At 69.3% G+C, this 11,514-nt stretch carries 15 protein-coding genes; 6 read left to right on the forward strand and 9 right to left on the reverse strand.

Going from position 1 to position 11,514, the window contains the following annotated elements; all coding sequences use genetic code 11:
* Positions 1-284: 284 nt before the first annotated feature.
* Entirely contained in the window at positions 285-1,568 is a 1,284-nt protein-coding gene (locus AB0O07_RS28425; RefSeq protein ID WP_365638433.1) for a nucleotide disphospho-sugar-binding domain-containing protein, read from the reverse strand.
* A 662-nt stretch (positions 1,569-2,230) separates the two neighbouring features.
* On the opposite strand from AB0O07_RS28425, the gene AB0O07_RS28430 reads away from it, so the two are divergent.
* Positions 2,231-2,740: an inclusion body family protein gene (locus tag AB0O07_RS28430; protein WP_365638435.1), complete on the forward strand. Its 510-nt coding sequence runs from the start codon at positions 2,231-2,233 to the stop codon at positions 2,738-2,740.
* A gap of 103 nt (positions 2,741-2,843) precedes the next feature.
* On the opposite strand, the gene AB0O07_RS28435 is transcribed toward AB0O07_RS28430, so the two are convergent.
* Both AB0O07_RS28435 and AB0O07_RS28440 read right to left on the reverse strand, forming a co-directional pair.
* Positions 2,844-3,074 carry a hypothetical protein gene (locus AB0O07_RS28435; protein WP_365638437.1) on the reverse strand — a complete coding sequence of 77 codons (231 nt, stop codon included), beginning with the start codon at positions 3,072-3,074 and terminating at the stop codon, positions 2,844-2,846.
* Between the two features lie 256 nt (positions 3,075-3,330).
* Complete coding sequence (locus AB0O07_RS28440) at positions 3,331-3,753, reverse strand: ATP-binding protein (protein ID WP_365638439.1); 423 nt, start codon at positions 3,751-3,753, stop codon at positions 3,331-3,333.
* 197 nt (positions 3,754-3,950) lie between these two features.
* Between AB0O07_RS28440 and AB0O07_RS28445 the strand changes: the two genes are divergently transcribed.
* The 3 genes from AB0O07_RS28445 to AB0O07_RS28455 are packed head-to-tail and all read left to right on the forward strand — an operon-like array spanning position 3,951 to position 5,208.
* On the forward strand, positions 3,951-4,820 hold the full coding sequence (locus AB0O07_RS28445) for a helix-turn-helix transcriptional regulator (protein ID WP_365638441.1): 870 nt from the start codon (positions 3,951-3,953) through the stop codon (positions 4,818-4,820).
* Positions 4,814-5,011 (forward strand): DUF397 domain-containing protein, encoded by a 198-nt coding sequence (locus tag AB0O07_RS28450; protein ID WP_365638729.1) that lies wholly within the window; start codon positions 4,814-4,816, stop codon positions 5,009-5,011. The genes AB0O07_RS28445 and AB0O07_RS28450 overlap by 7 nt, the downstream gene beginning before the upstream one ends.
* Positions 5,008-5,208, forward strand: a complete 201-nt coding sequence (locus tag AB0O07_RS28455) for a DUF397 domain-containing protein (RefSeq protein ID WP_365638443.1) — start codon at positions 5,008-5,010, stop codon at positions 5,206-5,208. Before AB0O07_RS28450 ends, AB0O07_RS28455 begins: the two co-directional genes overlap by 4 nt.
* A gap of 55 nt (positions 5,209-5,263) precedes the next feature.
* Here the strand turns inward: AB0O07_RS28455 and AB0O07_RS28460 are convergent, their stop codons facing one another.
* From AB0O07_RS28460 to AB0O07_RS28470, 3 genes are read right to left on the reverse strand one after another with little or no spacing between them, the layout of a single operon-like run.
* A complete protein-coding gene (locus tag AB0O07_RS28460) occupies positions 5,264-6,106 on the reverse strand; it encodes a helix-turn-helix transcriptional regulator (protein WP_365638445.1) in 843 nt (280 codons plus the stop codon).
* A 10-nt stretch (positions 6,107-6,116) separates the two neighbouring features.
* The gene (locus AB0O07_RS28465) at positions 6,117-6,647 is read right to left on the reverse strand and encodes a DUF6879 family protein (protein WP_365638447.1); all 531 of its coding nucleotides are present in this window, start codon (positions 6,645-6,647) and stop codon (positions 6,117-6,119) included.
* A complete protein-coding gene (locus AB0O07_RS28470) occupies positions 6,625-6,942 on the reverse strand; it encodes a hypothetical protein (protein WP_365638449.1) in 318 nt (105 codons plus the stop codon). Before AB0O07_RS28470 ends, AB0O07_RS28465 begins: the two co-directional genes overlap by 23 nt.
* Before the next feature lie 346 nt (positions 6,943-7,288).
* On the opposite strand from AB0O07_RS28470, the gene AB0O07_RS28475 reads away from it, so the two are divergent.
* Positions 7,289-8,410: an adenosylhomocysteinase gene (locus AB0O07_RS28475; protein WP_365638452.1), complete on the forward strand. Its 1,122-nt coding sequence runs from the start codon at positions 7,289-7,291 to the stop codon at positions 8,408-8,410.
* Between the two features lie 5 nt (positions 8,411-8,415).
* On the forward strand, positions 8,416-8,958 hold the full coding sequence (locus AB0O07_RS28480) for an NUDIX domain-containing protein (protein WP_365638454.1): 543 nt from the start codon (positions 8,416-8,418) through the stop codon (positions 8,956-8,958).
* A gap of 243 nt (positions 8,959-9,201) precedes the next feature.
* On the opposite strand, the gene AB0O07_RS28485 is transcribed toward AB0O07_RS28480, so the two are convergent.
* From AB0O07_RS28485 to AB0O07_RS28495, 3 genes are read right to left on the reverse strand one after another with little or no spacing between them, the layout of a single operon-like run.
* A complete protein-coding gene (locus tag AB0O07_RS28485; protein ID WP_365638456.1) occupies positions 9,202-10,194 on the reverse strand; it encodes an ABC transporter permease subunit in 993 nt (330 codons plus the stop codon).
* The gene (locus tag AB0O07_RS28490) at positions 10,191-11,114 is read right to left on the reverse strand and encodes an ABC transporter ATP-binding protein (RefSeq protein WP_365638458.1); all 924 of its coding nucleotides are present in this window, start codon (positions 11,112-11,114) and stop codon (positions 10,191-10,193) included. The genes AB0O07_RS28485 and AB0O07_RS28490 overlap by 4 nt, the downstream gene beginning before the upstream one ends.
* Complete coding sequence (locus AB0O07_RS28495) at positions 11,111-11,503, reverse strand: GntR family transcriptional regulator (protein ID WP_365638459.1); 393 nt, start codon at positions 11,501-11,503, stop codon at positions 11,111-11,113. The genes AB0O07_RS28490 and AB0O07_RS28495 overlap by 4 nt, the downstream gene beginning before the upstream one ends.
* Positions 11,504-11,514: the final 11 nt, after the last annotated feature.

Consider the following 11,514-nt stretch of genomic DNA (forward strand, 5'->3'; position numbering starts at 1 on the left):
CGGTTTCGGCCGTACGGAGGTCGCCGCCCCCTCCCGTCATCATGAGTCAGGAGGAGGCGGGGCGAAACCTGGCATCCCCGGGGGAAACGAGCGGGCGCGACGGGTGGGCGCGACGGGCGGGCGCAACGAAGAGCGCCCCAGCGGTGAACCGCTGGGGCGCTCGGGCCCGTAACCACTGACCCGCGACCCTGACACCGAGGACGGTACGGGGGTGAACCACTCCTCGGCCGGGGATCGGGACCGGGACCGGAGCAGGGGGCCGGGGGGCCAGGGGACCGGGGAGGCTAGGCCGACGGCTCCCCGACGGTCAGCCGCTCGATCTCCCCGAGGGCGTCGTGCGCCGCATACACCGGCACGAGCTTCTGTACGTTCTCGCGTATGTCGGCGTCCTTGAGGGCCAGTTGGACCGCGGCGGCGACGGCCTCCGGGGTCGGTGTGGCGGTCTGCATGTTGATGCCGAGGCCGTGGTACGCGACCCGCGCGGCGTTGGCTGGCTTGTCCTCCGTGAGGCCCGCGACGATGGCCGGGACGCCGGCCGCGATGGCCTGCTGGGTGCCGCCCATGCCGCCGTTCGTGATGAACAGGTCCGCCTTCGGGAGCAGGACGTCGAACGGGATGAACTCGGCGACCCGCGCGTTCTCCGGGACCGGGACGGAGAGCGCGTCGGGCTCGCGGCCGAGCGCGGCCACCACGGTGACGTCCTGGTCGGCGAGGCCGGTGAGGGTGGGCTCGACGAGCTGGGACAGGTCGGCGTTGGCGATGGTGCCCTGGGTCACGACCACGACCGGGCGCGAGCCGTCCAGCTCCGGCCACCACGACGGCGGCTCCCAGTCGGGGGCGCTGCGGGTGGGGAGGATGCCGACCAGGTGGAGCGAGTCGGGCGCGTCGCTCCGCTCGAACTCGAAGCCGGGCACGGTGAGCGCGGCGGTCGCGTCGGGGAGGCGGACCGTGGCGTCCACGAACGGCGGGAACTCCTGGGTGGCGCCGAGGGAGTTGAGGATCTCGACGAGACGGGCCTGGGTCGGCGCCATCATCTGGGCGAACTGCTCGTTGCCGGCGCGGTTGGCCGCCGCCTGGTCCTCGCCGGGGCCGACCGGCACGGGTCCGAAGAAGGTCGTGTCGTCGCTGCTGAGGGGGAGCGGTACGGCCGTCACCGCGACCCAGCGGCGCGGCCGGAGCCCCGGCGCGCCCAGGGCGGTCGGGAAGGCGCCGAGCCAGACGGCGTTGGAGATCAGGTACTGGTCGGGGTCCTCCGCCAGCAACTCCTGGAGGGCCGCGTGCAGGTCGGGCACGGGCGCGGCAAAGAAGGTGGTCCAGTCGTAGTTGAGCTGGTCGGGACCGGGGGCGAGCTTCAGGCGCTCGGGGTCCTCGGAGACGAGGCGGTCGTCGAAGTCGGCCACGCCGGTGACCGCCTTGAAGGCGAGCCCGGCGCCCTCGACCCGCTCGCGGAAGCGGCTGCCGGTGAGCACGGTGATCCGGTGGCCGCGCTCGGCGAGCCCGCGGGCGAGCTGGAGCAGGGGTGCCAGTTCGCCGGTGATGGGCGGGGCCGCGACGATGATCTTCGCCATGGTGGTTGGTTCCTTGCCTTCCTGCGTGTCTTCGCTGACGTTCGGGCCCGGGGTGAGCCCCGGGTGAGCCCCGGGTGGGCCCCGGGCGGTCTTCGCTTGAGCCTCCGCCGAAACTGAACGAAGGTTCATTCAAGCCTCGAACACCCCCAAGGACGCCGGGCATCCCCCGCTGGTTGCTCGCGCGTCCTGGCTGTCTCACCGGGGCCGGGACGCCGGTCCGCGACCCCTGCCACGCCCCCTCCCGCGCCCCTCCCACACCCCCCTCCAGGGGAATTCCTCACCCGTCCGGCTGAAAATCACCAGCGAAAAAAGGAACGAATTTTCGGCCCGCCCGACAGTGGCAGTTGCGGAACGAATAAATCCGCCGCGACGGCCGCGAAAGCCCCACCGGACTCTCTCATTCCGCGCGGAATGAGCGCCCCGGCCGCCGCCCCACGCCTCTCCCGCCCCTGCCGGAACGCCCGCCGGAGGACAGGGTGTTGACACGTCCGACGCCCCGACAGCCACCCCGGGAATCCATGGATCAATGGCCTCGGCGGATTTTAGGACGTTGTCTTCGGAGGGGTCGATGAAATGTTCCGCCCTCTCTACGATCGTCGGAGAAACCCGGTGGGAAATTCACCGGCGGGGAATTCGCGTACCCGAAATCCGAAAGGGCGGAAATGGCTGATCTCAACGTACTGATCGCGTTCGACGCGGCGACCATCGTCGAGCAGAACCCCAACGCGTCGCGCGACCCCAACGCCCCGACGTACGCCGACCAGAGCCTGATCTACATGACGACGCGCCACGACCACATCATCGGTACGTCGGGAGCCGAACTGAACCTCCGGGCCGAGCCCGGGGACAGCATCAGGTGGCGCGAGACGACGCTGTCGCTCAGCAGCGACTACAAGGCGTTGCTCTACCGGTACGTGAGCAGCGACAGCCAGCACGAGCTGATCAGGACGCCGGAGATCGAGGTGATCGACGGCGTCTATCCGATGCCGAAGGAAGGGACCGAGGGCTCCCCGGAATTCACCACGCAGAACTACGAGGACCATTACTGGCGGACCACCGTCAGGCGGGCCGGCAACGTCGTGTACCACTTCTACTTCCAGATCCTGGACCGCCACCGCCAGTTGCAGGGGTACTTCCAGTGGGACCCCTTCATCACCATCGAGAGCCCCTGACCTTCCCCCAACCACCCACACACACAGCCGGGCGGCGGCCTACCCCACGGGCCGCCGCCCTCCGCCGTCCCGGTCCGTCCCGGCCCCGGTCCGGGCGACCCCGTCACGGTGACGGTGACGATCTCGGCAGCCGCTTCTGCCGATGGAGCCGGGCCAGGGCCTTGAGCTGCCGCTCCTCCCACGCGGTCGCGGGCCGAACGGACCCCCGGCGCGCGTTCCAGGTGAGCCCGGTGGGCCGTTCGAGGCAGACCAGCTCCCCGGCGAACCCGGTCACGCGGCCCGGCATCTGGAGCGCGGGGTCGTACACGGCCATCCCGATCGTCACAGCGCCCATGACCGCTGCCCTCCTTTCCCGTCCTGCCCCTGTCTCTGCCCCTGCCTCTGCCCCTCCCGCGCCCGACGGGCCCGCCGGTGCCGCGCGAGGGTGAGCAGCGCGTCCCACATCTCGGGCGAGGTAACGGCCCCGGGCCCGGCATCAGCCACGTACGGGCGTACGGATACGGGTACGGTCGCCCCGGATACCGACGCGGGCGCGAGCACCCCGACGCGGCGCCACCGGAACTGCCGACGCCTCCCCCGCGACCCCCGGGTCACCCCGTCCGCCCGACCGCACCGAACCGCGCCCACACGCACTTCCCGTACGCCAACTCCCGGCACCCCCAGGAGTCGGCGAGCCCGGCGACGAGCAACAGCCCGAGCCCGCCCTCCTGTTCCCCGGGGCAGTCCTCGCGGATCCGGGGCACCCTGACGCGATCGGGGTCGGAGACCTCCAGCACCACGTCCCCCCAGTCGAGCAGGACGGTCACCTCGACCTCGGCGAAGCTCACCCGGCAGTGCCGCACGGCGTTGGTGACGAGTTCGGAGGCGACCAACTCGACATCCGGGGCGAGCTGTTCGTACCCCCACTTCTCCAGGGTCTCCCGGACGCGGGCCCGTACGGCCGGTACGTGCTTCTTTCGTCTCGGGATGCGGAAGGTGTCGCGATACGGCTCGGCGAAAAGGGCTGTGGGCATGGTCGTACCCCCAAGCTGACGCTGGTCGATGTCGCGCTGCGTAGCGAATTGCTGACGGCGCGCTCCAAAAGCTAGGGTGACGCTTCCGCTCGACGCAACCCCGTTTCATGCAAATTTACTTGAGTCACCCTATCGAGTGACTGGTCTGGCTGCTGGGAAAGTTGCAGACTTGCGACAGGACAGAAAGGGGAAGGTTGATGCCCGCAGGTGGGAAACCGACGGTGCGTAGCAGGCGGCTTGGTACGGCGCTCAAGCAGTACCGGCAAGCCGCGAAGATGGATCAGGCTCAGGCTGCCGAGGTGATTGCCGCGTCTGTGGCCAAGATCAGCCGCATGGAGAGCGGCCACGTGTCGTGTCGGGTGATCGACGTGCGCTTGCTCCTGGGGTCGTACGGAGTGTCTGACCGTGCGAAGGTGGCTCGGCTGGAGGAGTTGGCCAAGAGGTCGAATCGCCGCGGCTGGTGGCTTGAACACGCCGCGCACCTTCGTGCGGACTACCTCGAACACATCTCGTTGGAGGATGACGCCACGTATATCCGCGAGTGGCAGCCGGTGATGTTCCCGGGCCTGCTGCAAACCTCTGCCTACGCGGAAGCGGTTATCGAGGCGTCCCTCGGCTACATCGCCCCTGAGCGAGCTGAGAAGCTGATCGAAGTTGGGAAGGCGCGGCAGGCGAAAATCGGCGATGGCGGAGCCACGTATACGGCCATTATCTGGGAGCCGGTCATCAGGCACCCCTTGGTGAGCGCCGATGCTCACCAAGAACAGTTGGCTCACGTGCTTGAAGTGGGCAAACGGAAGAACGTGACCGTCCAAGTCTTGCCATTTACCTCGGGGTTGAAGGCTGGCGTGACGTCGGCCTTCGCTTCCTTCAGCTTCGACTCTGAACCGACAGTGGAAGCCGTGACGCTGGACAACCTCAGGGGTACGTCCATCCTTGAGGCGGTTGACGATTTGACCGCTTACACCAACGCGTTTGACCAACTACGATCGGCAGCACTGACACCCGAGGCGAGCGCTCGGCTCCTTCGGGGCGTACTGCGGAGCGGCAAGGAAGACACATCGTGACCGATGACGTCATAGGTCCATACCGGAAGTCCTCGTACTCCGGAGCGGAGAACAACTGCGTCGAGGTGGCTGCCACCGCCAACGGCGGTCGTGCTGTCCGCGACAGCAAGGACGTCACCAGGGCGCCTCTCGGCTTCGGTCCCGTCCAGTGGCGTACGTTCCTGGCGCACGCAAAGGAAGGTGCCGTATGACCTCGGGAGGCGTGGGCCCGTACCGTAAGTCCTCGTACTCGGGCCACGACAACAACTGCGTCGAGGTCGCCCCCACCCCCACCGGTGGCCGTGCCGTCCGTGACAGCAAGGACCCGCGCCGCCCGCCCCTGCGCTTCACCCCCGCCCCGTGGGGCGCCTTCCTGGTGGTGGCCAAGGGCGGCGTCTCCAGGGCGTGACGTCACAAGCCCGGAGGGGGCGCGAGCCCCGGGTCCCGCTGTGCGGGGCGCCGCTCTACTCGTCCCGGTAGTGGTCGAGGGCGTGGGCGATGAGCCGGCGAGCGGGTTCCCCATGCACGGCGGCACGCTGGAGGAGGGAGAACGCCTTGGCGTAGAGGGCGATCTCCCGGGGCTGGGTGACGGTCATCTCGGCCGAATACGTCTCCACGATGACCACGCGGTCGTCGAAGAGGGAGAACGAATTGCCGGGCCAGATCTCCATCGCCGCTGTGGAGGGGATGATGCCGAGGCTCAGGCTCGGCAGCGAGATCACCGCGAGGAGGCGGTCGAGCTGGCCGCGCATCACCTCGGGGCCGCCGTAGTTCGTGTAGAGAGCCTGCTCCCCGAGGACAACGGTGAAGCGGCGGCGGCCGCCGTAGAGGTACCGCTGGCGCTCCATGCGGGCCGCGACGGCGGCATCGAGGTCGTCCGGGAGATCGAGGAAGTCGATGACCTGCCGGAAGGTCGCGGCCGCGTAATCGGCGGTCTGGAGGGTGCCCCATATGACGGTGGGGTGCCAGATGCGGAATGTCCGGGTCTTCTCGTACAGCGGGAGGGAACGTCGGTTCGCCCGTCCGGCACCGGCCTGGAACGTACGCCGCCACTCCGACCACATGGCCTCGATGTGGCGGACCGTGGCGACCAGGTCCGGGAGCTGGACCTCGGAGTCGGTGATCCGGCACCAGACGCGAAGGTCGTTCTCGCTGGCGTTCTGCTTGCCGTGTTCGATGCGGGAGACTTTCGAAAGCTGCCAGCCCGCCTGTTGGGCCAGCGCGCGGCCGGTGAGTTCCGCGTCCTTACGGAGTTCACGCAGCCGGGCGCCCAGTGCCTCACGGGCTTGTTGAGCTTGGTTGGTCACGGGAACCGGGTCAGTTGCTCTGGTACTGGTCGTAGGGAAGGGCGAGGTCCCAGAGCCGGTTCCGAAACCGTACGCATTCCCCCACGACCTCAGGGTTCTCGATCAGCTCGGAACCCTCGTAGCGGCCATCCGCGCGGAAGTGTGTGACGGCGAGGACCTTACGGTCGAAGAGCCACCAGTCGTGGCCGTTCACCGGAAAGGAGATCTGGGCGGGCAGGAGGCGTCTCGGAAGCCAGCGGATATCCTCCCCTGCCTCCAGGTTGAGGGGCGTCAGCGAGTGCTCCCACCGGATGTAGTCCGTGAACGGCTCGGATACCACACGGACGCGCCGTATCTTCTTGCCCGTTGCCGTAAGCGCCCGGGTCTGGTCCAGCCACGGTGTGAACCAGGCGTAGTCGTCGGCTTCCCCTCTCCGCCACTTCGCGTAGGGACCGTCCTCAATGGTGGTGCGGTAGGTGTCCTTCAACTCCAGGTGGAATGCCTCCTGGTGGAAGGTCTGGAACAGCTTGTCACGCTGCTCACCCGTGACCAGGTCCGCCATCGTTCTCCTCCAGTAGAGCCAGCATCGCTTCCTTGCTCACCACGACGCAGTCCTCGTGGCCGGAGAGGTTCATCTGTCCCAAGGTCGCGGCGTCTGCGACCCGTTTGCCCTGGACGATGCAGGTGCCTTCCGGTGTGACGTGGACGATGGGAGGGGCCCAGGTCGTCACTACGCCGGACAGTCCGTCCTTGGCCAGGTGCCGGAACAGCGACGCCGGTACCTCCACGATCGTCTCATCGTCGGGGATATCGAACTTGGCGAGGACTTCCGCGTCTGTGACCTTCCACCCCTGCACAACGTACGGAGGGCTGGTCCGTGGCGTACAAGGTGGGTGACTCCGTGGGGTTGGACTCCTTGCCGAGGAACCGTAACCGCATAGCCGCACTCCCGTGGTCGGTGTTGCTTCAGTTTGCGGCCTCGGGTGCTCCCCGTACCACCTCAGTACAGACATTCACCCGCTTCGGGGAATGGAGAGCAAATACGCGCAAACTCCTGGATCGCGGTCGAGGCGGTCACCTACGGTCCTCGTCAACGCCCCGAGCGCCACTGGCGAGAACAGTGCGGTACCACCAGACAACAGCAGCTTTCGCCAGAGAGCCTCAGGCTTCGCGGGCACCGCCGCCCCCTGAGAGGGAACCGCCATGGAATCGTTCGAACGTGCCCGACTGGACTCCTACTTCGCCAAGATCGCGGCCCACTTCGCCCCCGCCGAGCAGGCCACGTCGTTCCTGGTCACCCACCTGCTGCCCGAGCGGCCCGGCTTCGTCCGTGCGGTCGACTCCGTCTCCAGCCTGCGGGCGGTGCTGCCCAAGCCGAAATCCATCAGCCCGGAAGCACGGCGCGAGGTCGAGCGCACTTTCCCGGTCGATGCCCTGACCCGTGAACTGTTCGCCGGGGCTGACACCGCGCTGGAGTACTTCGAATCCCGGGCCGCCGGCGAGCCGGTCGTACTGTTGGACGTCGGCGGCTACTTCGCCCCCACCCTCGATGCCCTGCACGGACGCTTCTCCGGCAGGATCGCGGGGGTGATCGAGGACACCGGGAACGGGCACCGCCGTTACGAGGACCTTGGCAAGCCGCCCTGTCCGGTTGTCTCGGTGGCCCGCTCGCCACTGAAAGACCCCGAAGACTTTCTCGTCGGCCAGTCCGTGGTCTTCTCCGTCGAAGCCGTCATGCGCGGACGCGGCGACATCCTGCACGGACGGCCCGCCCTGGTCATCGGCTTCGGCAAACTCGGCTCCAGCATCGCCCGGCTGCTGCACGCGAAGGGGGTCCAGGTCACCGTCTTCGACATCGACCCCGTACGCCGCACACAAGCCCTCTCCCAGGGCTTCGCCGTCGCCCGCGACCGTGAGAGCGCGCTGACCGGGGCGGGGCTGGTGCTCTGCGCGACCGGTGCGGTCTCCCTCCACGGCGAGGACTTCCCGCACCTTCGTAACGGCGCCTACGTCGCCACCGTCACCAGCAGCGAGGACGAACTGGACCTCGCCGGGCTGCCGAACGTCTACACCCGCACCATGGCCGGTGACCACATCACGCGCTACCAGACCACGGGCCATTACTTCTATCTGGCGAACGGCGGGAATGCCGTCAACTTTCTGCACGGCGCAGGCGTTGGACCGTTCATCTTCCTGGTCCAGGCGGAAATCCTCGCCGGGATCAGGATGCTCACCCGTGGTGACCTCGACCCTGGTATGTACGAGGTCAGCGCGGCCGATCGGGCCGCTGTCGCGGCGACGTGGCTCTCCTACTTCAACAGGTGATCGATGTGCCCATCACTGAAGCCCACCTCCGCTCCACCCTCACTGCCTACCTGGACGAACACCCCCAGGAGAAGCCCGGCCTCGCGCCGGTCCTGGACCTCTTGGACTCCGGCGCCGACCTCACCGTCCGCAGTGAATTCCGCGGACATGCCACCGCCGGTGCGATCCTCGTCGGCCCTGACGGGCGCGTACTGCACATCCGTCATCTCGCCCTGGACACCTGGCTCCTGCCCGGCGGCCACCTCGAAACCGTTGACGACACGTTGCTGGACGCGGCTCTGCGCGAACTCACCGAGGAGACAGGCATTCCCGCAGAGGCCGTCACCGCAGTGACGCACCGGCCCCTTCACATCGATGTCCATCCCATCCCCGCCAACGACACCAAGGGGGAACCGGACCACCAGCACATCGACTTCCGTTTCCTCTTCCGCACCACGGCCGATATCGGTCGGCTCCAGGCCGAAGAAGTGACCGGTGCCGCCTGGCGCGACGCCGGCGAAATCGGCGATCAGCCCCTCCGGCAGCGCATCGCCCACGCCTTGAGTTGACCCGACCCGGCCGCCCCTGTGCCGTCGCATCGGAAGCGCGCGGGGGGCGAGCCGTACGGGAAGGCGGTACGGGCATGGTCCCGGACGGCCTCGCCGGAACCCTGTGGACCTGCGTCACGGGCCGCTGGCCCCTCGACTACGACGCGGCCGGACTCGGCAGGACCACGCCCCTGGCCGTGCGGCGCGCCGCCATCGCCGAACGCGCCATTCCGACGGCCTTCGGGGGCCACGGCAACCGGTGGGTCATGACAGGCGGCGTATGCGCCAGACGCAGAGGCCGCCCAGTGTCACCGTGAGGGTGAGATAGAGCGCCGACTCGGTCCACTGTAGGGGCCAGAAGTTCTTGGCCGGCTGGTAGGTCAGGCGCTGGGCGTAGTGGTGGGTCACCAGGTCGCGGAAGCAGGCGTCCGAGGCCGTGGGGGAGGGGGCCTCGTGGAGGCAGGTGGTGAAGGACGCCGGTACGGGGGCCGGGCGGCCGGTGGCGTCCAGGGTCTGCTGGGCGATGAGCCAGCCGCCCGGTTCCTCGAAGTCGACGGCGATCTCCCGGCCCTCCTGGAGGAGGGAGAGGTGCGTGGTGGCCGTGATCGGGACGGTCTTCTCGGCGGGCGTCGCCAGGTGGGGGCGTACCCACAGGGGGACCGCGAGCTGCACGGCGAGGAAGAGGGCCAGCACCGCGCCCATCGCGGGCACCGTACGGCGGATGAAGAGCCCCAGCGTGACGCCGAGCGCGAAGGCGAACGCGGCGTACGCGACGGGGACGATGCCGCGCGAGCCGAAGACCAGCGGTTCGAGCCGGGCGAAGAGGTCGAGGCTCCCCACGCGTTCGGCCGCCCGGTCGACGGGGCGGCTCCACCAGCTCACCGCCGCACCCGTCACCCCGGCGAGGGCCATCGCGGCGAACGCGGTGAGGCCGAGCTTGGTGAGGAGCCAGCGGGTACGGGTGACGCTCTGGTTCCACACCAGCCGGTGGGTGCCGGTCTCCAGTTCCCGGGTGATCAGGGGCGCGCCCCAGAACGCGCCGATCACCCCGGGCAGGACGAGGACGGCGATCAGGCCGGTGTAGTAGAGGGCCTGCTCGGCCGAGGAGAGAGGGGCGGGCTCCGTGCCGCCGGGGGCGGGGACGGACAGGTCCGGGAGGGCGGGGGCCGTCGCCGCGAGCACGGCGAGGAGTACGGCGGCGGCGGCACCCACCACCAGGACGTTGAGGCGCAGTTGGCGCCAGGTCAGCCAGATCACCGCAGGGCCTCCAGGGTGGCTCGGGAGCTTCCGCCGGGGCGGCGTCCGTCGGGGCGGCGCTCGTCGGACGGGCCGCCCAGGTAGGCCAGGACGAGGTCCTCCAGGGTCAGCCGGCTCACGGTCCAGGCGGGGTCGAGGACCGGGGCGTCGGTGCGTACGAGGAGGGTCGTCTGCCGTTCCGTATGGCTCACCGAGACGACCTCCTGGCCGGCCGGGAGCGTGGCCGGGTCGCGCCGGGGCCCGGTGAGCCGGTGATGGGTGGCGAGCAGGTCGTCGATGTCGCCGGAGAGCCGTACCCGGGAGTCGACCAGCACGATCAGATGGTCGCAGGCGCGTTCCACATCGGAGACGAGATGGGAGGAGAGGATGACGCTGAGCTCCTGCTCGGCGACGGACTCCATCAGGTCCCGCATGAACTCCCGTCTGGCGAGGGGGTCGAGGGCGGCGACCGGCTCGTCCAGGATGAGGAGTTCGGGCCGCTTGGCGATGCCCAGGGTGAGGGCGATCTGGGCGCGCTGGCCGCCGGAGAGCTTCCCCGTCCGCCGCGCCGGGTCGAGCCCGAGCCGCCGGATCCGCTCCTGGGCGAGCGCGTCGTCCCACCCGGGGTTGAGGCGGGCGCCGAGCCTGAGGTGGTCGGCGACGCTCAGCCCGGCGTAGGTCGGGGCGTCCTGGGCGACGAAGCCGACCTTCGCGAGCTGCCCCGTACCGCCGGCGGGCCGGCCGCCGCACACCTCGATCGTGCCGGTGGTCGGGGCGAGCGACCCGGACGCCAGGTTCAGCAGGGTCGACTTGCCCGCCCCGTTGGGGCCGACGAGGCCGACGACCCGCCCGGCGGGGACGTCCAGGGTGCACTCCGACAGCGCCCACCGCCGCCGGTATCTCTTGCCCAGGCCGTGGGCGCGCAGCACGGTGCCGGTCATGCCACGCCCTCCCCGGCGGCGTTCCGGAAGGTGTCCAGGAACAGCGCCTCGATCGACTCGTCGTCCAGCCCGGTCAGCCGCGCCTTCGTCAGCCAGCGCCGCAGGTCCTTGCGGAGCGGCCCGAGCGCGGCGGGCGAAGCCCCCGGCAGCGTCCGCGTGACGAAGGTCCCCACGCCCTGCCGGGCGGCCACCAGCCCGTCGTGCTCCAGCTCCCGGTACGCCTTGAGCACGGTGTTCGGATTGATCGCGAGCCGCCCCGCGACCTCCTTGACGGTGGGCAGCCGGTCCCCCTCCGCGAGCAGCCCCAGCCGCAGCGCGTGCCGTACCTGCTGGACCAGTTGCTGGTACGGGGAGAGCCCGGACCCGCCGTCCAGATGGAACTCGATCACTCGGTCCTCCA

The sequence above is a fragment of the Streptomyces sp. NPDC093085 genome (assembly GCF_040683935.1).
In the GTDB taxonomy this organism is placed as follows: domain Bacteria; phylum Actinomycetota; class Actinomycetes; order Streptomycetales; family Streptomycetaceae; genus Streptomyces.